The organism is Gardnerella sp. DNF01198P (genome assembly GCF_049244165.1).
Classification (GTDB): Bacteria; Actinomycetota; Actinomycetes; order Actinomycetales; family Bifidobacteriaceae; genus Bifidobacterium; species Bifidobacterium swidsinskii.
Genome location: NZ_CP058382.1, coordinates 110,388 through 131,839, shown reverse-complemented (window position 1 = coordinate 131,839; position 21,452 = coordinate 110,388). Strand labels below are relative to the sequence as shown.

The 21,452-nt window shown below is 43.8% G+C and carries 20 protein-coding genes and 1 tRNA gene; 6 read left to right on the top strand and 15 right to left on the bottom strand.

From position 1 onward, the window contains the following. Positions 1-175 precede the first annotated feature (175 nt). From HXT44_RS00590 to HXT44_RS00530, 13 genes are all read right to left on the bottom strand, one after another. Positions 176-1,216 (bottom strand): FAD:protein FMN transferase, encoded by a 1,041-nt coding sequence (locus tag HXT44_RS00590; RefSeq protein WP_421783233.1) that lies wholly within the window; start codon positions 1,214-1,216, stop codon positions 176-178. Between the two features lie 45 nt (positions 1,217-1,261). Next, on the bottom strand, positions 1,262-2,512 hold the full coding sequence (locus tag HXT44_RS00585; RefSeq protein WP_421782933.1) for a Fic family protein: 1,251 nt from the start codon (positions 2,510-2,512) through the stop codon (positions 1,262-1,264). 332 nt (positions 2,513-2,844) lie between these two features. Further along, positions 2,845-3,564, bottom strand: coding sequence for a Fic/DOC family protein (locus HXT44_RS00580; RefSeq protein ID WP_076002581.1), 720 nt, complete (start codon positions 3,562-3,564; stop codon positions 2,845-2,847). Positions 3,565-3,582: 18 nt separating this feature from the next. Beyond that, positions 3,583-3,768, bottom strand: coding sequence for an antitoxin VbhA family protein (locus HXT44_RS00575; protein ID WP_012913757.1), 186 nt, complete (start codon positions 3,766-3,768; stop codon positions 3,583-3,585). A gap of 576 nt (positions 3,769-4,344) precedes the next feature. Continuing rightward, a complete protein-coding gene (locus tag HXT44_RS00570) occupies positions 4,345-4,659 on the bottom strand; it encodes a F0F1 ATP synthase subunit epsilon (RefSeq protein ID WP_033888552.1) in 315 nt (104 codons plus the stop codon). Positions 4,660-4,661: 2 nt separating this feature from the next. After that, entirely contained in the window at positions 4,662-6,149 is a 1,488-nt protein-coding gene (atpD, locus tag HXT44_RS00565) for a F0F1 ATP synthase subunit beta (RefSeq protein WP_012913756.1), read from the bottom strand. Between the two features lie 6 nt (positions 6,150-6,155). Further along, a complete protein-coding gene (locus tag HXT44_RS00560) occupies positions 6,156-7,160 on the bottom strand; it encodes a F0F1 ATP synthase subunit gamma (protein WP_004574170.1) in 1,005 nt (334 codons plus the stop codon). Positions 7,161-7,163: 3 nt separating this feature from the next. Beyond that, complete coding sequence (atpA, locus tag HXT44_RS00555) at positions 7,164-8,825, bottom strand: F0F1 ATP synthase subunit alpha (protein ID WP_012913755.1); 1,662 nt, start codon at positions 8,823-8,825, stop codon at positions 7,164-7,166. A 16-nt stretch (positions 8,826-8,841) separates the two neighbouring features. Then, positions 8,842-9,423, bottom strand: a complete 582-nt coding sequence (locus HXT44_RS00550; protein WP_064621453.1) for a F0F1 ATP synthase subunit delta — start codon at positions 9,421-9,423, stop codon at positions 8,842-8,844. Positions 9,424-9,522: 99 nt separating this feature from the next. Continuing rightward, a complete protein-coding gene (locus HXT44_RS00545) occupies positions 9,523-10,065 on the bottom strand; it encodes a F0F1 ATP synthase subunit B (RefSeq protein WP_004109948.1) in 543 nt (180 codons plus the stop codon). A 55-nt stretch (positions 10,066-10,120) separates the two neighbouring features. Continuing rightward, a complete protein-coding gene (atpE, locus tag HXT44_RS00540) occupies positions 10,121-10,354 on the bottom strand; it encodes an ATP synthase F0 subunit C (RefSeq protein ID WP_004109950.1) in 234 nt (77 codons plus the stop codon). Positions 10,355-10,431: 77 nt separating this feature from the next. Then, on the bottom strand, positions 10,432-11,286 hold the full coding sequence (gene atpB, locus HXT44_RS00535) for a F0F1 ATP synthase subunit A (RefSeq protein ID WP_004109952.1): 855 nt from the start codon (positions 11,284-11,286) through the stop codon (positions 10,432-10,434). A gap of 201 nt (positions 11,287-11,487) precedes the next feature. Further along, complete coding sequence (locus tag HXT44_RS00530; RefSeq protein WP_004109954.1) at positions 11,488-12,519, bottom strand: homoserine O-succinyltransferase; 1,032 nt, start codon at positions 12,517-12,519, stop codon at positions 11,488-11,490. A gap of 155 nt (positions 12,520-12,674) precedes the next feature. On the opposite strand from HXT44_RS00530, the gene HXT44_RS00525 reads away from it, so the two are divergent. Further along, positions 12,675-12,748: transfer RNA gene (locus tag HXT44_RS00525), tRNA-Met, on the top strand. Here HXT44_RS00525 and HXT44_RS00520 read toward each other — a convergent pair. Next, the gene (locus HXT44_RS00520; protein WP_408609799.1) at positions 12,708-12,911 is read right to left on the bottom strand and encodes a helix-turn-helix domain-containing protein; all 204 of its coding nucleotides are present in this window, start codon (positions 12,909-12,911) and stop codon (positions 12,708-12,710) included. The genes HXT44_RS00525 and HXT44_RS00520 overlap by 41 nt on opposite strands. A 208-nt stretch (positions 12,912-13,119) precedes the next feature. Between HXT44_RS00520 and HXT44_RS00515 the strand changes: the two genes are divergently transcribed. The 3 genes from HXT44_RS00515 to HXT44_RS00505 all read left to right on the top strand — a co-directional run bounded on the left by HXT44_RS00515 (position 13,120) and on the right by HXT44_RS00505 (position 18,797). Further along, the gene (locus HXT44_RS00515) at positions 13,120-13,953 is read left to right on the top strand and encodes a tyrosine-type recombinase/integrase (protein ID WP_116431970.1); all 834 of its coding nucleotides are present in this window, start codon (positions 13,120-13,122) and stop codon (positions 13,951-13,953) included. Positions 13,954-14,151: 198 nt separating this feature from the next. Continuing rightward, on the top strand, positions 14,152-15,210 hold the full coding sequence (locus HXT44_RS00510) for a hypothetical protein (RefSeq protein WP_004109958.1): 1,059 nt from the start codon (positions 14,152-14,154) through the stop codon (positions 15,208-15,210). 185 nt (positions 15,211-15,395) lie between these two features. Beyond that, positions 15,396-18,797 (top strand): LPXTG cell wall anchor domain-containing protein, encoded by a 3,402-nt coding sequence (locus HXT44_RS00505; protein ID WP_415693361.1) that lies wholly within the window; start codon positions 15,396-15,398, stop codon positions 18,795-18,797. 115 nt (positions 18,798-18,912) lie between these two features. Here the strand turns inward: HXT44_RS00505 and HXT44_RS00500 are convergent, their stop codons facing one another. After that, positions 18,913-19,278, bottom strand: a complete 366-nt coding sequence (locus tag HXT44_RS00500) for a hypothetical protein (RefSeq protein WP_162861110.1) — start codon at positions 19,276-19,278, stop codon at positions 18,913-18,915. Positions 19,279-19,662: 384 nt separating this feature from the next. Between HXT44_RS00500 and HXT44_RS00495 the strand changes: the two genes are divergently transcribed. Together HXT44_RS00495 and HXT44_RS00490 are read left to right on the top strand one after the other, a co-directional pair. Continuing rightward, the gene (locus HXT44_RS00495) at positions 19,663-20,151 is read left to right on the top strand and encodes a hypothetical protein (RefSeq protein ID WP_226988337.1); all 489 of its coding nucleotides are present in this window, start codon (positions 19,663-19,665) and stop codon (positions 20,149-20,151) included. Beyond that, positions 20,135-21,427, top strand: a complete 1,293-nt coding sequence (locus HXT44_RS00490; RefSeq protein ID WP_076002578.1) for an MFS transporter — start codon at positions 20,135-20,137, stop codon at positions 21,425-21,427. Before HXT44_RS00495 ends, HXT44_RS00490 begins: the two co-directional genes overlap by 17 nt. Positions 21,428-21,452 lie beyond the last annotated feature (25 nt).

The window sequence follows — 21,452 nt, the reverse complement described above, 5'->3', positions numbered from 1 at the left end:
ACAAGCGCAATATTACGCAATAATTAAATAAGCGTTCTTTAATATTCTACTGTAAACGCGCACAATCAGCAGCAACGCCACTCGCATCGCTTAGCCTAGCTTCGATTCTTGCAGGCAAATTAGCTCGCATAGTCATTATTGGGCATTAGTTGGCATTATTCAGCATTATTCAGCATCATTCGGCAAAAAAGTGCGCTGGGAATGCGCGCGTTTTGCGAAGCGCATGATTTGGCGAGATTACAGCAAACTCAGCACTGGTAGTTTGCACGATTTTTTGCAAATCGCTTTCTTGCGATACAAACAACGCAGTTGCGAGCGCATCGGCGTAAGCTGTTGGAAAATCGCAAGTTTTGCTAGGCACATACGCCCAGCTTGCGCATAAATCGCAAGCAGGAATGCCATCAAGCGCATTAATCAAGTGAGTCGCAATTAAATTAGACTCAAAGCCACTTGCATCTTTACCTAAGCAACTTGCTTCTTTTACTTTCCAACGCCTTCTTGCACTAGACGACGCACACAATGCTCCGCTTGCGATTGATGCAACTGCAACTGCTTGAGTTGTGTCAAACGGATTTTCCAGAGCCACTTTTATTTGATCATTCTCTTCGCTAAAACAAGCGCGCATATCTCCGCCAGCGTTAACCAAAAAATCAAAATCCGTATGCGAATCGCTATTCGAAAGCGAATCGCCGCTAAACTCCTCTTTAATAATCTGTGTTACAAGATCTACAAAATAGCCTTTTCCAGCTGCACCAAAATCAAGCTGCACTGGTTGATTTGTGCAAAGCGTTGTGCCGCCGCCACCTTGCGAAATATCTGACCACGTAACTTGCAAAGCGCGGCGATAGTTAGACCAACTGTCACTGCTACTATTCTCATTCTTACCTGAGCCAGCTGCCGATTGCGGAATAAAGTGAACAGAATTGCTGTAGCCAAGCGCAAGCAAATCTGCGCCAATGCACGCGTCGAAAGCACCGTGCGTAGCAGCGTAAAACTCGCTATAAAGAGCAAAAAGAGGCTGAGCCCATGCTGGAAACTCAAACTCGCCGCCATGCTCCGCACGAGCCATGTGCGAAACAAGCGAATCCGCACGAAACCTAGAAAGTGTACGCTCATACTCTTCAATAAAAGCACGAATCTTCTTCTGCACACACTGCGGAATCGGCACGCTGCTAGAGATAATAATCCCCGTGCCAAGCGCGCGCTCAATCGCCATTACATTCCCAAACATCACTTTCCTCACACAAAAACATCGCTTGCCTCACGCAAACATTTCATTCGCTTTTTTAGAAAGCTCATACCGAAGAGGGCGTTCGCCAATAGAATCAACCAGCTCAAGCTCAATCAAACTGTTAAGCGCGCTCACAATCTTTCTCTCACCAATCTTCTCATCAATTGCATTGCCAACGTATTCGCTTAGTTGCTTGCGAGTCATCGGAGTTGGATTATACGAAAAAAGCTTATTTTGCAACAAAATAGACAGAACTTCACGCTGCACTTTAGAAATTTCTTCCTCTGGGAAAAGCTCACGCAGCTTACCCATACAGTAAATAATGTGTTTTAATTGCAAATTAATATTCTCAAACACTTCACCCTGTGCTTTTACAATATATTCCAACATTGTGCAACAAAACATAGTTAAATCATTGCAATTAAACAGCTCCTGAGCTTTAGAAAAAGCAGCATAGTATCCAGATTTTTCTGCATAAATTATAGAGCTTAAGCTCAAAATTGTTGGCATCGAAAGCTGCTCATGCAATTGCAAAGCAAGCAAAAACCGCCCAGTTCTGCCGTTTCCATCGTAAAACGGATGCACGCTCTCAAAAGCATAGTGGCACATGCACGCCTTAATAAGCGTTGGAACTTCGTTGCTATTCATCAAACTCAACATCTGCGTTAAATGATCTTGAATTTCCGCTTCCGTTGCATCGCCATCGTACACTACATTATTTGCACCATCACGAATGCTTACTTTTTTCTTCCTAAAAATCTCACCATCTGGAATATCGCCTGATTCTAATTCGCCCTGCATAATACTGTCGTAGATTTTTCGTATATCTTGCAAGGTTTGTGGAATTGAAGTGTCACATTCATTTGAATCTACAAGCTCAAGAAAAAGTTTAGTAAATTCACTAAAACGAGTATGCTTATTCTGCTCGTTTGCAGCATCAAGTGCTTTGGAAAGCTCTTTTCTAGTGCTGTGAACACCTTCAATAATGTTGGTATTTTGCACTTCTTTTGCAATAAGTTGCATTAAATACTCGCGCTGAGCAAACCGCGGTAACCTGCTCCACGCTTTTTCAACCGCTTTTTCAGTATTCGCAATATAATTCATGCACGTTACAAGATCCGTTACACACATTGCAAAAATCTCATGCGCATCAAATACGATTCCAGAACGATACGTCACTGGATTATCGATGCGCAAACGATACTCTTCTTCCGCAATATCACAAGGTTTTGCATTACTTTTAGACATTGCAACTATTTTGCGTATTGTTTTGTAATCCATAATGCGACTCCATTTATGTTATTGCATTTACATTATTGCGTTTACGTTATTGAAGATTTTGTAGTAATGTCTTGCAATATTTTGCTTGCTATATCTTGCTTGCGATATCTTTGCCTATACGCAAATAATGCATTTATCACAAAATGATTGCATAACTAATATAAAAGTCTATTCTATACCTACATTTTGGCAAAATGAAGGCATAGAGAGCAAAAAACATTCGTCTATACCGACATTTTGGCAAAAACGCGCTATAGAAACATCGGAAGCATTGGCAACATCAGCAACATCACGTCACTCGTTTCGGCGTTCGCAATACTCAAACGCTAAATTCAATCTATGCCGTAACGCGTTTTATACGCAGCGTAATCCTTATCTTGCAAAACACTAGCCACATTCGGAGCGTATTCGTATTCTTCTTCAACAAGATGTGCAAACTGCTGCTGAGCTAAAAGCTCAACATTCAAAGGCTTTGTAATAATGTGGAACATATCCTCAAGAAGCTTCGTATCGTTAGCATCTTTAGCCTGGATTGAAGCTTCGTCGTTAACGCGCTGAGTTATTAATCCCCAATCAAAATGGTACCCAGCATCTCGCGCAACTATATCCCAAAAAACGCGCTGTGTTCTACCATTGCCCTCACGAAATGGATGTAAAACATTAAAATTATTATAATTTACGCTTAGTTTACTAATAAACGCATCAATAGATAAACCCTGCAATAAATTATCATTTTTAAGCGTTTGCTCGCAGTAACAAATCCCAACGCCCATGTATTCAAGCGGATGAAACGGCTCGCCGCCGCCTTTAGTCATGTCTATAGTACGAATCTGACCAGCCCAATCATAAACATCCTGAAAAAGATAATGATGAATCCACTGCAATTGCTTAACAGTTCCTTCAGCATGTGGCAAGTTTTCGTACAAAATAGAACATCTTGTGAGAACAGCATCGTTCTCATATTTATCTAATTCAATCTGATTATTTATATTAGATTTGTTCTTCAATACCCTTATGTGAGGAATAAGATAAGGATCAAAAACTGTTTCCACGACACACAACCCAATAACTTAATCCATCACGCCATATCTAGAACGCATTCTAGCAACAAATTCATTGCTACTTATAAGACCATTAGCATATTGATTTGCGTCATAAAGAAACTCTTTTGAAGGCGAATTGCCTTCAAGTTTGCCTGAAGCTATTGCAAGACCCAAATTTTCTTGACGCCTACGTTGCGTTTCTTTATCAATCATTTCTTCTCCCTGCCAGAACCCGCTCAAAAATCAAAAATAACTACGTACTATTTTACTATTCGCAATGCATTTTGATTACAGCATATTTTGCGATTTTGCATATTCAAAAGTAAAGATTCGCAAAACTTAAGCAAAAAGAAAGAGCCTTCGCACACGAACGCAAATAGGCACTCACTTTCAAAAGTGAAAAAATTTTACAGTTTTGAAAGTGAAAGTGCGAATCTGCTTGCAAACACTCGCCACGATTCTTACGACATTGAAGGAATCCGCGTAATAGACATAGCGCAATGGCTGCTCGAAACAAACACGTCGTTTCGTTTGTGAGCGTTACTTTCTCAGTCGGCTAACTGAGTTTTTAACAGTGTTTTGCCAATCACCGTTACTTTCTCAGTTCGTTAGCTGAGTTAGTAACAGTGCTTCGCCTCTGAGATCTATTTTCTTTACAAACGCGCTATAAAAACAAAAAGGCAGGAGCTTGAGAATATCCCAAACTCCTGCCTTAGAAGAGATTACCTTGCTTACACAAGTTCATAAACTTACAAAAGCAACAAACTTACATAAGCAACAAAAGCAACCTTAAATCACCTTAGCGTTAGGCAGCACGTTGCCGTCTTTATCAACGTTACAACTATGCTCAACAGCAATCGTAATATTGTCAGAGTCAACCGAGTAGAAGCCATCCGTCACCTTAAAAACGTGACGCACGCCTTTCAAATCGTCAACCTTCACAAAACCGTGATCAATCAACGCAAGCACAGCCTCATGTCCAGGAAGCACGCCCATTGCGCCATTCACAGAAGGAATAACCACAAACTTGGCGTCACCTTCCCAAACAGGATGCCTGGCTGCCACCACACTAACGTGCAGCGATTTTACTTGCTTCTCCGACATAATCACGCACCAAACTCTTGCTGCATATCGTGCCAACGACGCTCAAGATCATCAATGCCACCGATACCAGAGAATGCCTGCTCAGGAATCTCATCGTAAACACCATCGCAAATGCGAGTGAATGCCTCAATGGTTTCGTCTGCTGGCACATAAGAACCTGGACGACCAGTGAACTTTTCAGCCACATAGAAGTTCTGACCAAGGAACTGCTCAATCTTACGAGCGCGGCTGACAGTAGTCTTATCTTCCTCACCAAGCTCATCGATACCAATCAAAGCGATGATGTCCTGAAGCTCCTTGTTACGCTGCAAAATAGCCTTAACGCGGTTCGCGCAATCATAATGAGCCTGACCAACGTAACGCGGATCCAAAATTCTAGAAGTAGAAGTCAAAGGATCCACAGCTGGGTAAATACCCTTAGCTGCAATATCACGCGAAAGCTCAGTAGTTGCATCCAAGTGCGTAAAGGTTGTTGCAGGTGCAGGATCAGTGTAATCATCTGCAGGAACGTAAATAGCCTGAAGTGACGTAATGGAATGGCCGCGCGTAGAAGTAATACGCTCCTGTAATGCACCCATTTCATCTGCCAAGTTTGGCTGGTAACCAACTGCGGAAGGCATACGACCAAGCAGCGTGGAAACCTCAGAACCAGCCTGAGTAAAGCGGAATATGTTATCGATGAACAGCAACACATCCTGATTCTGCACATCGCGGAAGTACTCAGCCATAGTCAAAGCGGTAAGAGGCACGCGAAGACGAGTCCCAGGAGGCTCATCCATCTGACCAAAGACAAGCGCTGTTTTCTCCAAAACGCCAGCATCAGCCATTTCGCCAATCAAATCGTTACCTTCACGGGTACGTTCGCCAACGCCAGCAAACACAGACACACCACCGTGATTCTGTGCAACGCGCTGAATCATTTCCTGAATCAACACAGTTTTACCAACGCCTGCACCACCGAACAGACCAATTTTACCGCCCTGAACGTAAGGGGTAAGCAAATCGATAACCTTAATACCAGTTTCGAACATCTGAGTCTTAGACTCAAGCTGATCAAAAGCAGGTGGGTTACGGTGAATTGGCCAACGCTCAGTTATTTCAATGTGCTCGCCAGGCTTAGCATTCAAAATGTTGCCTGTAACATCGAACACGTGACCCTTAGTAACATCACCAACAGGTACAGAGATTGGGCCGCCAGTATCTCGCACTAAAGCACCACGAACCAAACCGTCAGTAGGCTTTAAAGCAACTGCACGCACAGTCGAATCACCAAGGTGCTGCTCAACTTCCAGCGTAATCTCGTGGACGGTATCTCCCTCGGTGTTTCCAACGGTGTTGATATCGACTTTGAGAGCATTGTAAATATCCGGCAGATAGCCGACCGGGAATTCAACGTCAATCACGGAACCCTGAACGCGGGTTACGCGACCAGCTGTTGGATCGACCTCCTGCTCAGCTTCTGGAGGCGCTGTGGTCTGATTTTCAGCCATATGCTCCTAATCCTCCTCATTATTCAGCGCATCAGCGCTGCCGATAATTTCGGTAAGTTCTTGAGTAATGGATGCCTGACGAGAAGCATTAAGCTTTCTTGTCAAATCATCCACCAAATTGCGGGCGTTATCTGTAGCCGTATGCATAGCGTTCTGTCTGCTTGCCGTTTCGGAAGCAGCAGAAGTAAGTAAGCACTCGTGAATACGAGACTGAATATACTTCGGCAAAACAGCATCCAATACTTCATCCGGGCTTGGTTCGAAGCAATACTCCACAGCTTCTGGATTGCTGCGGCTCACTGCTTCTTCACGAGCCGAAACTGCGCTCGTAGACGACAATGCTGCTGAAGGACCAGAAGCTGCTTCATAGTCAGGACGATGCATAGAAAACTCTTCACCGTCCTTCAAAGGAACCAGCTCAACTGGCAGCATGCGCAACGTACGAACTTTTTGCCTCACCATATTTATAAATTCAGTGAACACAATATACAGTTCCGAAACTCCGCCTTCTGCTTCCGGCGTCATATAAGCGTCCATTAAAGTATCGGAAATCTTTTCAGCAATAGTAACGTCTGGGTGGTCAGTAGAACCTTCCCAAGTACCTGCCACATCGCGATTGCGATACTTGTAGTAAGTTGCACCGCGTCGACCGTACACGTACAGTTCTGCATGCTTACCTTCTGCATCGAGTTTTGCAAGAAGTGCTTCAGTCTCACGAATAATCGAAGACGTAAACGCACCTGCCATACCACGATCAGAAGTAAGAGCTAAAACTGCTACACGATTGCCAGCATGCTCTTTACCAAAAATAGGATGCTTAATATTTGCTTCGTGATGAGCTACCAACGCCTGCACGGCATCGAAAATTGCGTCACTATAAGGCTTAGCATTAAGCGCAATATCTCGCGCTTTAGCGATATGAGAAGACGCAATCATTTCCTGAGCCTTAAAGATTTTACCCAAAGACTGTGTGGAAATAATTCTCGATTTCAATGCAAGTTGGGAGGACATACGCTACTTCCCCTCAGGCTCGCGACTGTCTGCTTTCGGCTTAGCTACGAGCTGTTCCTTCTCAACAGGAGCAGGGTTTTCAGCCGGCGGCAAAGAATCCTTTACAATCAAAGGCTTGCCAGCAGATGTCTTAAACGTCCTACGGAAATCATCAATGGCTGCATCAAGCTTAGCTTCAGTTTCCTTAGTGAAGTCTTCAGTATCGCGAATTACTTGCAAAATGTCGGTTCCCTTATCCAAGTAATCCAACAATTCGCTTTCGAAACGCAACACATCCTTCACAGGAATATCGTCAAGCTTGCCATGAGTACCAGCCCACACAGAAACAACTTCTTGCTCCATTGCTCGAGGAGAGAACTGCTTCTGCTTAAGTAGCTCAGTCAAACGAGCACCGCGAGTAAGCTGCGCCTTTGAGGCTGCATCCAAATCAGAAGCGAACATTGCGAAGGATTCCAAAGACTTGTAACGAGCCAAGGAAATCTTCAACATGCCGGAGACTTTCTTCAAAGCCTTAGCCTGAGCTGCACCACCAACACGAGACACGGAAATACCAACGTCTACTGCTGGACGCTGACCGGCGTTGAACAAATCAGACTGCAAGAAGATCTGACCATCGGTGATAGAAATCACGTTGGTTGGAATGTATGCAGAAACATCGTTTGCCTTGGTTTCGATAATTGGAAGACCGGTCATAGAACCGCCACCCAAATCGTCAGAAAGCTTAGCACAACGTTCAAGCAGACGAGAGTGCAAGTAGAACACGTCGCCTGGGTAAGCTTCACGCCCAGGTGGACGACGCAAAAGCAAGGAAATTGAACGGTATGCTTCTGCTTGTTTCGACAGATCATCGAAAACAATCAAAACGTGCTTGCCGTTATACATCCAGTGCTGACCGATTGCAGAACCAGTGTAAGGTGCAATGTATTTAAAACCTGCAGAATCAGAAGCTGGGCTTGCCACGATTGTGGTGTACTTCATAGCTCCTGCTTCTTCAAGGCTTTGACGCACTGAAGCAATAGTAGAACCCTTTTGACCGATTGCTACATAAATGCAGCGAACCTGTTTCTTTGGATCTCCAGTTTCCCAGTTAGCACGCTGGTTAATAATCGTATCTATTGCGATTGCAGTCTTACCTGTTTGACGGTCACCAATAATCAACTGGCGCTGACCACGACCTATTGGCGTCATTGCGTCAATAGCCTTCAAACCAGTAGACAATGGTTCATCGACTGGATGACGGTGAATAACGTCTGGAGCCTGGGCTTCAAGAATACGACGCTCACTGCACTCAATCGCACCCAAACCATCGATTGGATTACCCAACGGATCCACAGTACGACCAAGATAAGCGTCACCAACCGGCACAGACAACACCTCGCCTGTGCGGTATACTTCCTGCCCTTCCTCAATGCCTGTAAAATCGCCGAGAATAACGACGCCGATTTCGTGTGCATCAAGGTTGAACGCAAGACCCAAGGTATCGTTCTCGAATGTGAGCAGCTCGTTTGCCATGCAGCCGGACAATCCAGCTACGTGCGCAATGCCGTCACCAGCCGTAACAACATAGCCAACTTCTTGCGTTGGCATGTCGGTAGGCTTATACGAGTCAACAAACCCGTCGAGCGCCTTGCGTATCAGGGCGGGATCAATAGATAGTTCCGCCATAATTCTCCTTAATTTACTACTTCACTGCCTGTGTCCAAGCACCATTTCGCGCAGAACGCTGCAACTGCTTAAGCTGCATCAACATGGTGCGATCGGTTATTTGATCACCGATTTGTATACGCATACCACCAAGTACGTTTGGATCCACAATTGGGTTAATGTATGCACGATGACCCAACTTATTGCTGTAGATTTCAATCAAACGCTTAATTTGCTTATCTGTAAGCGGCTGAGCAGTAGTGACTGTAACCAATGTTTCGCCAGCTTCACGCTCAAATCCTGACCAAGCACCACCGAAGCTACCGGTTTTACCGCTTTCGGCACCTCCGTGCCAAGTTCCTACTAGATAATGCATAATGCGCAATACAACAGGGTGCGCCTTACCTCCAATAAGCTCGTCAATCAGGCGAGACTTATCTTCCGAAGACCTATTCGGATCAGTAATCGCATCAGAAAGCTCAGGATACTTATCAATCATGTCCATCATTGACGAAAGCTCGTCTGAAATGCGCTGCGCTTCATCGTGCGCATCTGAGATGGCCTGAGCAAGCGAAGAACGCGACAAACTATCGTTTACTCGCGATGCCTTTTCTGGCATTCTTACCTCCTCGTTTCTGTAAAAAACGAAGTAATGCAAATAATACAAAATGAAATAACCGTAATTTTATTTTGCGATTATTCAGTTTTGTACATTACTTTACTTGCTTTGATCCGAATTTTTAGTGTCTCCAACTTCATCGATCACATGATCAATAATCTTGGAGCTGACGGTATCGTCATCCAATTTGGATGCAAGAATCTTGCCAGCTAAAGCTGCTGCAAGAACCGACACCTCTCCTTGGAGGCTGGACATGGCATGCTTATGCTGAGCCTCAATGGAATGCTGCGCTTCACTGATAATCTTCGCAGCATCCTTTTCAGCGCGTTGTCTAGCTTCGCCAATAATTTTTGAAGCTTCCGATCGAGCCTCTTCACGAGTCTTTGCAGCATCAGTTTGAGCTTGAGAAAGTTCGTTTTCAATCTGGCTCTTCAACTCGTCTGCTTCACGCTGCACATTAGCAGCCTTAGCCATTCCGCCTTCAATTTTTTCTGCACGCTCGTCGAGAATTGCCTGGAATTTAGGCATAACAAACTTGTAGAAAAACGCTGCAAGAACTACCAAAACTACTAATGACCACAGTACGTCATAAGGCTCAGGCAAGAACAACGCCAACTTATTACTTCCGGCTGCATATGCCATGGCTTGTCCTTTCTATTCTTTCAACACTATTCGTGTTGTGCATTGTAAGTTTTGTTCAGGCTCCCATAATGTAGGAAACGAAGCCAAGCAAGCCCAAAACCTCAATAAATGCCAAGCCGACGAACATAAACAGCTGAATGCGGTTGCCAACCTCTGGTTGACGTGCAGTAGATTCCATAGCCTTAGACACTACTATTGCCATGCCGAGTGCAGGGGAAATAGTTGCTACAGCAAAGCCAAGAATGCTCAGGTTGCCGGTCAAACCTGCAAGAGCGATGATACTATTCATTGGTTTCCTTTCTGTTGAAACAGTAACCAGTATAAACCCGTAAGATATGTAAAATCTGAAAATCTAAACTACTTTTATTAAGCAGCTACAACAGCAGACTTTTCTTCCTCTTCCGGATAACTTTCCGAAATGTAGACTGAAGCAAGCACTGTAAAAATAAATGCCTGCAAGCCAGCTACCATAATTTCGAATAGGGTAAACAGAATGCCACCAAGCAGCCACAAAGCACCGCCTAAGGCAAGGAGTTTATTGCTGGAATCCACCACGAAGAAATTGGTGAATACTAAACAAGTGGCCACCAGCAAATGGCCAGCAATCATATTCGCAAACAAACGAATTGTAAGCGAAAGTGGTCGCACAATTATTAATTCTATGAGCTGCAATGGCGAAAGAATAAAGTAAATCGGCCATGGCACACCCGCTGGGAACAATGCTTCGCGGAAGAATCGCAAAAAACCTTTTTCGCGAATGCCAGCAATAAGATATTGGCAAACAACCCACAAAGCAAATACCAACGGACAAGCAATGGTTGCGGTTGCAGCCATATTTAATCCTGGAATCACAGAACAAAGATTAAAGAAGAAAATAGTGAGGAATAATGTGGACATCATTGGCACATAGCGCTTGCCGCGTTCCTCGCCAATCATTTCGTAAACAATGTTGTAGCGCACAAAATCCATCAAAATTTCAAGCACGCTTTGGAATCTGCCAGGAACAACCTTTGCTCGCATAGCACCAATTCCAAAAATAATCATTACTACTACTGCCATAAGTAAGCGCACTAAAATAATGCGATTCATGGCAAATGGAGTGCCTTGGAACAAAATTTCTGGAGGCAAAAACTCACTAATATTAGGTAGCTCTGGTTTATTCGAAGCTACAGTAGAAGCTACAGTTGTGGTCTTCTGTAAAACATCAACCATTACATCCATAAGTGCCTCCTTATAGCAATTCGTTCACACGCCTCAATTCAGTGCCGCTCACTCACATACTCAATTCATTCATTCTTGCGGCATATATATCAACTAGATCATATGTTTCATATTTCGTAAGGCGCGGGGCACGAAACGAAAAATATATCTAATTGCTGATTGTACTCTTTGCTTGTACATAAAATTACGCAACGTCAAAATTTATTTATTCATACCGTACTTAACTCCGTCAAATGGATAAAAATTATCGGAGCGCGGAGAAGCTGGCTCATGTCTTATAGAACGTTCAGTTCCAAGCCTTCCAGCAGTTCTTAAATGAGGAATATCAGAAAGATTGTAAGGCGTAGTTTCGTACACCCAATTAAGCCAGTTGCGCCAAAGCAAATTCGCGTGCGCGCGCCAAGAAAATAATGGCTCTAATTTTGGATCGTCATGAGGGAAATAGTTGTAAGGAAATGGAACGTTGCTCAAACCTTTTAACATGTCACGCTCATATTCCTGCGCAAGAGTCATTTTGCCATATTCCCAGTGTCCTAGCGCAAAAACTTCAGAAAAATCACGCGTAGCAACTAAGCCCGGACCAGATTCGGGACCATACGTAAGAATTTGTAAACGCTGATCTGCAGAAATGCTGTCAACATCAACACTCGCTATTCTAGAATGCGGTTGTAAAGCGATTTCATCAAAACCATTTGTAAGAAAACAGTACTCATCCTGCAAATATTGCGGGAACACACCAAAAACTTTTTTGCTGAGAACATGCTTTTTTACGCCATATCGATAGTAAAGCGCACCCATTGCACCCCAGCACAAATACATTGTTGAGAAAACGTGTGTTGATGCCCAGTCAAGAATTTGCGTAAATTCGTGCCAGTAGTCGACATCTTCAAATTCCATATGCTCAACAGGAGCGCCCGTCACAACAAATCCGTCGTAATAGTTGTTACGAAGTGCGTCAAGATTTTCATAGAATTTTACTAAATGATCAGCGCTAACATGCGTTGATACATGCGTAGAAGTTTTCATAAAATCGACGTCGACTTGCAAAGGAGATTTAGAGATGAGTCTCAAAAGCTGAGTTTCTGTCTCGATTTTTTTGGGCATAAGATTCAAAATCAACAAACGAAGTGGTCGAACATCCTGCTGTTCTGCTTCTGGGCGTTCCAATGCAAAAATTCGCTCAGCATCTAATATGCTTCGCGCTGGCAATCCTTCAGGAATCTTAATAGGCATGTGTTTATTATACTCCACACTTGTTTATGTTTATTGTGCCTATGTCACTCATGTGCACGAATCGTAAAATTCTAACCAAATACAGCGAGACACGCCCGAAAGTTGACAAATTTAAATTTGCACCTATCGTAGATAGAGCTGCTAAAAGTAGCCGACGCGGGGTGGAGCAGCTCGGTAGCTCGCTGGGCTCATAACCCAGAGGTCCATGGTTCAAATCCATGCCCCGCTACGAATAAGGTCGTAGGTTCTACTTTTAAGAATTCTGCGGCCTTTTCTATTTCCGGAACACGCCATGGAGTGGCTTCATTTAATCTCATATTGACCGACGGTCGTGTCATATCTAATACTTCCGCCAATTCATTTTGCGTACGTCTTTGACCCGCCAAAAGCATACGAATATTCATTGTCACAATCTGATTCAATGTCAAATCCATTATCATTCATCTTTCTTTCCTAAAACCAACTAGCCTTTTCATCCTATCGGTTAGTTACATATATAGTATATCACATATTATGTATTTGTAAAAAAAAACGGACTTGAAACCGTGTAACGAAACAATACGTAAAATCTTTTCTCTACGTATTCTAGTCTATGTTTTTATGTTAAAAATCAAAAGAAAACTACTCCCTAATAGTTGGGAAACATATGTTACACATTGGCTGGAATATCTTGAAGCAAGTGGATATACAGAAGATACGATTAGATGCCGCTACTACAAAATCAGTCGGCTTGCACGCCTACTTAATCAGCCACCAGAAGATATTACAGGACAACAACTTGTTGAGCTTTTTGCACACCAAGACTGGAAACGAGAAACGCGCAAAGGTTATTCTTCAACAATACGCTCGTTTTACTCATACATGATTGAAGAAGAAATTATTGATGTCAATCCAACAGTAAAGTTACCTAAAATTCGTAAAGAATACGCAATACCTCATCCATGTCCTGATTACATCATTCGTGGTGCTTTAGCCCGAGTTAGAGGTAACAAGGAGTATGAAGCCATGCTCAGGCTCGGGGCAGAATGTGGATTACGACGTAGTGAGATAGCACAAGTATCTTCATCCGATATTATGATGCTTAATACTCATCCCCAGCTTCTTGTACACGGTAAAGGACGCAAAGAACGCACTGTCCCCATCGCGCCAGATCTCGCACAAATCATCGCCAACAAGCATGGATACATGTTTCCTAGCAGATGGACCGGTCACGTCGAAGCATCCTATATTGCGCATCACATCTCTCAGCTTCTTGGTAACGGATACTCCACACATAGTCTCAGACATCGATATGCCACTAAGGCATATGAAAGTACACACGACCTTCTCTTAGTATCTAAACTCCTTGGCCACGCTAGTGTAGAAACCACTCAAATATATATCAGTCTCACATTCCCTGATAGCAGTGCCATTACAGAAGCTGTTCGCCTCTAAAACAAGACAATATGAGGGGAGCACACGAGCATATTGACTTTATATCAAAAAGTTGCCAATCGTATTCTCACTACTATGTATAAAGCAAAAGTTATCGAGATTAGGAAAGAAAAATTAGAACGACACTAAGTATGTATATATCTTTCACCTGAATATTTACGTATAGTAAAAACATAGATAGAAAGACGAAGGATAATTATGGCTAATATGGATAAAAATCAGATTATTAAACAAGAAACCGAGATTACGAGACTAGATGCTATTTCTGGTCGCGGTGACCAGAAGCCAGGGAGCAAGAAGAAGCGTAAGCTTATCATCATTGCTACTGCGGTTGTTGTAGTTATAGCTTTGCTGGTTGCGAGTATGCTGGGTGTGAAGTCTTTAAGAGATTCCAAGACTCAAGCGTGCATCCAGGCAAACAGTGCGTACGCCAAAGCGTGGGCACAGTACGAGAAGACACGCCAGGATGCTGATGAAACTGCTAAGACTGTGACTAGTGTGGAGCAGGTTGCAAACGCTAAAACCTACACCACATTCACAGCCCAGCATGCTAAGAGTAAAAAGGTAAGTAAGGCGCAGTCTTTGAATTGTGCTATCTCCTACACTCAGGCTTTCAACGCGACCATGTCTAGTCTTGATAAGACTACAGCACAGCTTAATAAGACCACTAAGGCTCTGAAAAACTCAGTCGTTCAGGTCACAAAGTCGAAGAATGTGAAGGATCTTGAAAATGCTAAGAATATGGTGAAGGCGAAGCTTGATGAGATGAATAATCTGCTCTCCTCATCAGACGGTCAAGTGGCTGATAATGCTACTCGTGATAACCTGCAAAACCAGATAAACACGCTTACCGCAGCGTTGAATGATAAGAAAGCAACCGTCGAGTCTTTGACTAAGGCTCTTGAGCCAGTCCAAGGCGCAATCGACAGTGTAAACGCAAGTATACAAGCGAAGCAGCAGGCAGACGCTGCCGCAGCGGCTGCGGCGCAAGCAGCTCCGCAGGCTCGTTCCCAGTCTGCGGCTCGTACTAGCTCGGGAGCTCCTCGTTCAAGTACTCGTGGTGGGTCTTCTTATAGTGCGCCAGCACAGAATAAGAATTCGGGTGCGGTCGACTGGGATAAATACCTTGCTGACGGGAAAGCATATAATGAATTACATAGAACACCTAATCAATGTCGATATATCTATCGCTGTGGCACTGGATGGAATACCGATGGAACACCAGATGGTGACGGTGATGTAACTAATAGCAAATAGTTTCCATCTTTACTCATTTTCCCTTTACATAGTGGTTGGTTTTAGACGACTTCTAAAACCAACCATTTTTATCAATACCAAATTTTTATTGATATAAAATAAAATTTTTTCATTTTCTCATTACTGAATGTGAAACTTTTTGGTTTCGCATTTCATAATAAGCAATTTGAAAAAGGGAGACTTTTATGTCGCTTTTCGCTAAGCATAAAAGTATGAGAGACAAGATCCGACAAGGTTCACATCGCGCTCTTGCTGGTATCGTTGTCGCATCAACAATGTTGACAGGATCCGCATTTGCCGCTGGCGGTGCCGGATGGACAGGTGGAAACACTGGCGGATCTGGCACATATAAATCGAATACATTCTGGGTTACCGATGATAACCTAGGTTCCGCATCAGATAATGAAGCAGTGGTGCGCGCTATCCAATCAGAAGGTGTAGCCATCGGTAGCTCTGCTACCCGCGAAGCAGCAGCTAGAGCGCAAATTAACGCTGCATTATCCAAGGCTCGCGGTGATTGTGAAACAGAGTATACTGCGCGAGGTGGCACTGGTTCGGCAGACTGCCGCATCTGGGGTGTAGGCTTCACCGCAACAACAGCAGGACCAGGAATCACAAAACCGGAATATAACAATACTTCTAGCGCGCAAGCAACTGGCGCTCAATGGTTATCAGCATGGAACAACGAAACACAGAACGGTACCAGAAAATATAATCACGGCGGTAGCGAATACACAGTGTTTGATGATATTGATTCAGCTAATACACTCGCTTCATTCGCTGCTCAGGGTATGAGTACGCCAAATACTGATTTGATTGTTATCGTTCTTGCAAAAGACCAGCCTAAACTGTGGGACTTTACCCCTGATAAGTCCTGGGTAAAATACTCTAACGGCAAATGGGCAACCGTTATTGATGCGAAGCATACCAACACCACCGGTGCAGACACCCAAACCATCCTTGATGGTGACAAGCTCGGCTCTGTGGTTAACGGTAGCTTGGGCGAGAACCTGGGAGATAGCCTCGACACATTCACCCTGTCTGATGATTACACGGCTGCTGACTATTTGTGGGATCCAGATATGAGTGATGTGCATGTGTATGCTGCTCCAATCCCTGAGGCATCAACTACCGTCTCCTCAGTCGATGACATCATCACTAAGGGTACTGACGTGACAAGCCAGTTCACTATCCAACAGGCTGGCACGACCATTACTGCTACCATGACCAGTCAAGCTCTTGCTGCTGCACGTAGTCTTGCTACCCCTATGCAATACACGCTGCTTATCGGAGGCAAGGCGAATTATGCAAATGGTAAGGGTGCAGCCCAGGTACGCGCTGACGCAGGCAAAAAAGCTACGGATGAAGTCGAGTTTTGTGCTGATCCAACCACAGGCGCAGCCCTCAATTCTCATGGTTTGAAGAATAAAGGCTCAGAGTCTGCCGCGGGCAAGACAAAGACTACGAACGAACCATACGTGTGTGGTTACGTTCCACCAGTAGCAAAGGCAGTCATATCTGAGGCCTCTCAGGGTGGTGACCAGGACGATATTAATGGTAAGAGTGTCATGCCAGGACAGAAGCTGGAATACGAACTCACTAGCGAACCAACCATTCCAAACAACCTGAGTTATGCTATCGAGTCTGTTGCATTCACTGACACGTATGACCAGTATCTTGAGCTTGACAAGCAGACTATCGAGCTGCGTGACCTTGAAACCGGTCACACCATCAGTAAGAAGAACTACACGCTTACTGCAGATACCGAGAAGCATGAGTTTACTATCGAACTCAACAAGGATTACGTGACAGCGAATATGACCGCGGGATCTAAGCATCGTTTCCAGGTTCGTTTCGAAGGCACGGTATCCAAGAACGCTCCAACAGACCATAGTGTGGATAATCAGTGGGGTTTGAAACTCAACAATAGTTTGACCTCGTCTAACGTGGTATCGAATAAGCCGGTAGAGCCAAAGCCTGAAAAGAAGGATGAAACCAAGACTGGTATCAATATTGATGGCAAGACCGCATACGTAGGAGACGATATTTACTACCGTCTCACTTTAAGCGCAGCCACGTTGAAGGACACTGCGTATAAGGTTCACCGTCTCGGCATGATCGATGACTATGATGATGAGTACTTGCAGCTCAATGACAAGAATATCGAAATCCTAGACGCAGCCGGTAAGGACGTCACCAACAAGTTCAATATCCAGGTTAAGGATGGTGTCGTCTACGTGTTCGCTAAGACCGTAGACACGGAGTATCTCGGAGATATTCTTCCAGGGGATCCACAACCAACAGATTTAAAGGCCTACGCTGGCAAGGTATTGGATGTGACAAAGGATCCTGCAATCGACCAGTCTCTCCTTGGTCAGGATTACACCATCGTGCTTCCTATGACAGTCAAGCAGGTCAAGGACGGGTATGTAGTGAAGAACACTGCCACCCAGATTACAAACGATCGCAAGGATGTAACGAACACGGTAACTAACCCGTTAAAGGTTATTAACCCGAAGAAGGATGTGACTGTTAAGGTTAATGGCGAAAGTGCGAATGGTAAGAGTATTTATAAGGATCATCAGTTCTTGTATCGTCTCGATAGCTCCAAGATCGCTGGTAACCGTGCCTACAAGCAGATCAAGAATTGGCGCATCGTGGATGATTATGATGAAAAGTTTGACAAGCTAACCGGCCAGTGGGCAGTCTATGTCAACAACGACATTAAGCTCGCTGACGGCACTGTGATCTCCAAGGGTAGCCGTATCGACGGTAGCGGTGTTGATGCCGGATATTTCACTTTCACCGAGGCTAATGGTGCGTTTACTGTAGAGGCAACACAACAGTTCCTTGATATTGCATCTGCTATGGATAGTGACTTGTCCTGGACAGCGTACGTGCAAATGACCCGTTTGGGCGTAAGCGATCGCGTAGAAAACACGTTCGTGGAAACCATGAATGATGTTGAACGCGAATCCAATATGGTGTGGACCAAGACCCCAGACCAGACCCCTGCTATTAAACTCATCAAGTACGACGCAGCATCTGGTCTTGAAGCGGGAGACCGTAACACACCAAGCGAAGCCTTGAAGTCTACCAAGAACGGCACCAAGATTGTGTTCCGTATCATCAACACCGGTAAAGTCAACCTGACCAAGATCACGTTAGATGATAAGACTATCGCAGGCTCCGGTACGGTAACTAATCTGGAGTATCCAGCAAACTGGTCTAACCTGGTATTAAAGCCTGGCGAATACGTAGAAGTCAAGGGCACGTTGACTGGTATGAACACGATGAATCATACCGACCGTGGTCACACGACTGGTACACCTATCGTGCCATGCGCATCCCATAACGATCACCCATTCGACCCAAACGGTGGAGATAATGGTAATGGTGGTAATACGGGTGTGTGCTATGACACTCCAGTCGAAGATTCTGATGATTGGAACGGTGTTACTGCTGCACCATTGGCTCAGACTGGTAGCGCGGTCGTGTCTATCGCTATCGCTGCTCTTGCAGCCCTGGGCGCAGGAGCAAGCATCATGATCACTAAGCGTAACAAGGAAAATGCTCGTAAGCATTAACCCGTAAACACGCTTAGTATTAACTGGCGAGGGGTCGCACATGCACACGGGACTATCTCCGTGCAATGGTGTGGCCCCTCACTCTATATTTTCTTCTTCCTCTATTGATTTCTTATTAATCTTTCACACGTAACGGTTCATACTCATGAGTAGAAAAGACACAGCCTTTACCCCTAGTCAACGTGCTTATCTCAACAGTCTTCCAGCTATCAAACACGCGACAGCCACACGAATCTACTACACAAGCCAATTCCACAAAGACGCTGTCCAGCAATACGATAACGGTGTCAGACCGTCTGTTATTTTTGCACAGGCTGGAATGCCGTCCACCCTCATCGGGCGCAAAAGGATTGAACGCTGCATCAACAGGCGGGAAAACACCGACTACACACAGTCCGGCATGCCAGAACAAGTACACAAGCAAGTCAGCATATTCCTCGACCAGATGGCGAGCAGAGTTGAGGGTTTTGATTGAAGCCAAGCGTTACACCTTATCCACCAATTCCACAGAAAGAATCCTGACATACGAATAGCCGGACTCTGCCAAACAGTAGGGATATCAGAAAACACGTACTACGAGCTGAGACTGGTAAATAGTTAAGGTCTAATAATGTACTACTAATTTTTATATAAAATTATTCCACAATAAGAGACACACTTGGAAAGAATGCGAATCCTGTATTAGGATTATTTGCATCTTCATAGATGAAGATGCAAATAAGATACAGCATTGTTCTTATGAAAGGAGACAAAGATGAACAAGAATAGCAAGCGCGGCGGAATCAACCCACGACCTCGACCATATCCTCATATGATTTAGGCATAATTTATCCGCACATATTCACACCAAAGGTTAATAATGAACATGACTTCGTACGAAGAAATGTTTGATGAGTATGTGAAATCAAGTGCAGCATATTGCGCTTCTCTATTTGAAGCAACAGAATATTTTTTCAAAGCAAATGCTGCACTTGAAGCCACTATCGTCAGTACAAACACAGCGAAAACATCCACCATCCATTCAATACAAGAATATTTCGAGACATGTAAAATATCGCTTATTAAAACAATTGATTTGCTACGGACATTCCAAGAAATACATACGACTATCCCTGGAGAGCAAGTAGAAGTCGATTTCGCACAACAATACTTCTATATAAAGAAAACATTATCTTGCGTCGAGCAGATTATTCAACTCTTTAGCACAGTGCGTGATGACAAGAACCTACAGCAACAGATTTGGGATAACGACGACTTTACAACATACTTCACTACTAGTGCCGATAGCATCTCTCAAGCAATAATTTGGCAATGTAATTTCGCGAAACGAGCAAACCTTGACGAATCTATTTAAACCTTACCGCGGATATCTGCGTTTAGCAGCTAGTGATTTTCTTTCTAACTATGCAACTACACTAGCCTCAACTACTATTCAATTATGGCTATTGAACTCACTTTTTATCGGTTTTCAGCAGTCAAGCCATTATTTATCGCTTTACCTCACCCTCACTGCAATAAGTGAATTAGTAGCAGGCCTTTTCTCAGGAGCACTAGCTGAGCATGTAGGAATTTTCAGGACAACAGTTGCTGCATGCTTAGCAAGAATGATTGCGGGATTATGTATTATCGCAATTGTATCGGTATCCTTCTCAACCCCATCTGCTAACAAGTTGCTCCTATTTTGGTGTGTTTGTATACTTGTAATGGTTACGACAGCATGTGATACTTTCTATTTTCCTGCTATTACTTCCTTTGTTAATCGTGTAACAAAAAATGATGATCTTATTAATGTTCTTTCACTTCTTCGCTTTACAAGCCTCATGGGTACATTAGTAGGACCAGCAGTTGCAGGTTTTGCGAGTAGTAAATATTTATACATTCCAATTCTATTTACAGAAACTATCGCATTAGCAGGAATAATAATTTTTATTTATTTTATTTACAAGCATGCAGTTAGAACCGGAATTTATACTTCAGACGTCGCAGATGAAAATCCAGAATATTCTCAAGGCTTTTTGGCAACTTGGGCTAGGGGAATGGCAACATTTGTAAAAAACCAAACGTACAGGACTTTAGCTCCATTTGCAATACTCGAAGCTATCGCATCTACTGGCATAAGCTTTGCTGGAGTCCTCTTATTCTCAATGGTTCTACATAGTGCAGAAGGATATGGCTGGTATTTAAGCGCAATGTCACTTGGGTATGCCCTCAGCTATCTCATCGCGCCAAAAGTGTCCAGCAAAATGTCCTTCTCTATGCTACTCACTCTTTCACATATACTAGTGACTCTTTCTATAATAGGACTGGCATTAGCGCCTAACGCTATAGCAGCAGCCGTGTTTGGTTTCCTTTTTGCTTTCTTCCAAGGAGTAGTAAATCCACCATTCCAAACAGTATTTATTCATGCAGTAGATGATAATCTCGTTGGACAGGTAATGTCTGTATTCATCTCAGTTGTTGCCGCTATAGGAGCAGTAAGCTATCCGCTATGGGATTACGCTTATTCCCACATGACCATTCCATCTCTACATGCAGAGTCAGGAATAATTGTCATAGCTGCTCTTATCCACTTTATACTGGTGCTTATCTGCATATTCGATAAGCGATTGCGTTCAATTAAAGCAGAATAAGATGCAATAAATATTGTAAATACGA

What these genes read in the sequence shown, in the direction of transcription:
- HXT44_RS00590 (WP_421783233.1), bottom strand. Translation starts at nt 1,216, where the DNA reads ATGGCGATTGAGCGCGCGCTTGGCACGGGGATTATTATCTCTAGCAGC.
- HXT44_RS00585 (WP_421782933.1), bottom strand. Translation starts at nt 2,512, where the DNA reads ATGGATTACAAAACAATACGCAAAATAGTTGCAATGTCTAAAAGTAAT.
- HXT44_RS00575 (WP_012913757.1), bottom strand. Translation starts at nt 3,768, where the DNA reads ATGATTGATAAAGAAACGCAACGTAGGCGTCAAGAAAATTTGGGTCTT.
- HXT44_RS00570 (WP_033888552.1), bottom strand. Translation starts at nt 4,659, where the DNA reads ATGTCGGAGAAGCAAGTAAAATCGCTGCACGTTAGTGTGGTGGCAGCC.
- atpD (WP_012913756.1), bottom strand. Translation starts at nt 6,149, where the DNA reads ATGGCTGAAAATCAGACCACAGCGCCTCCAGAAGCTGAGCAGGAGGTC.
- HXT44_RS00560 (WP_004574170.1), bottom strand. Translation starts at nt 7,160, where the DNA reads ATGTCCTCCCAACTTGCATTGAAATCGAGAATTATTTCCACACAGTCT.
- atpA (WP_012913755.1), bottom strand. Translation starts at nt 8,825, where the DNA reads ATGGCGGAACTATCTATTGATCCCGCCCTGATACGCAAGGCGCTCGAC.
- HXT44_RS00550 (WP_064621453.1), bottom strand. Translation starts at nt 9,423, where the DNA reads ATGCCAGAAAAGGCATCGCGAGTAAACGATAGTTTGTCGCGTTCTTCG.
- HXT44_RS00545 (WP_004109948.1), bottom strand. Translation starts at nt 10,065, where the DNA reads ATGGCATATGCAGCCGGAAGTAATAAGTTGGCGTTGTTCTTGCCTGAG.
- atpE (WP_004109950.1), bottom strand. Translation starts at nt 10,354, where the DNA reads ATGAATAGTATCATCGCTCTTGCAGGTTTGACCGGCAACCTGAGCATT.
- atpB (WP_004109952.1), bottom strand. Translation starts at nt 11,286, where the DNA reads ATGGATGTAATGGTTGATGTTTTACAGAAGACCACAACTGTAGCTTCT.
- HXT44_RS00530 (WP_004109954.1), bottom strand. Translation starts at nt 12,519, where the DNA reads ATGCCTATTAAGATTCCTGAAGGATTGCCAGCGCGAAGCATATTAGAT.
- HXT44_RS00520 (WP_408609799.1), bottom strand. Translation starts at nt 12,911, where the DNA reads ATGCTTTTGGCGGGTCAAAGACGTACGCAAAATGAATTGGCGGAAGTA.
- HXT44_RS00515 (WP_116431970.1), top strand. Translation starts at nt 13,120, where the DNA reads ATGTTAAAAATCAAAAGAAAACTACTCCCTAATAGTTGGGAAACATAT.
- HXT44_RS00510 (WP_004109958.1), top strand. Translation starts at nt 14,152, where the DNA reads ATGGCTAATATGGATAAAAATCAGATTATTAAACAAGAAACCGAGATT.
- HXT44_RS00505 (WP_415693361.1), top strand. Translation starts at nt 15,396, where the DNA reads ATGTCGCTTTTCGCTAAGCATAAAAGTATGAGAGACAAGATCCGACAA.
- HXT44_RS00495 (WP_226988337.1), top strand. Translation starts at nt 19,663, where the DNA reads ATGACTTCGTACGAAGAAATGTTTGATGAGTATGTGAAATCAAGTGCA.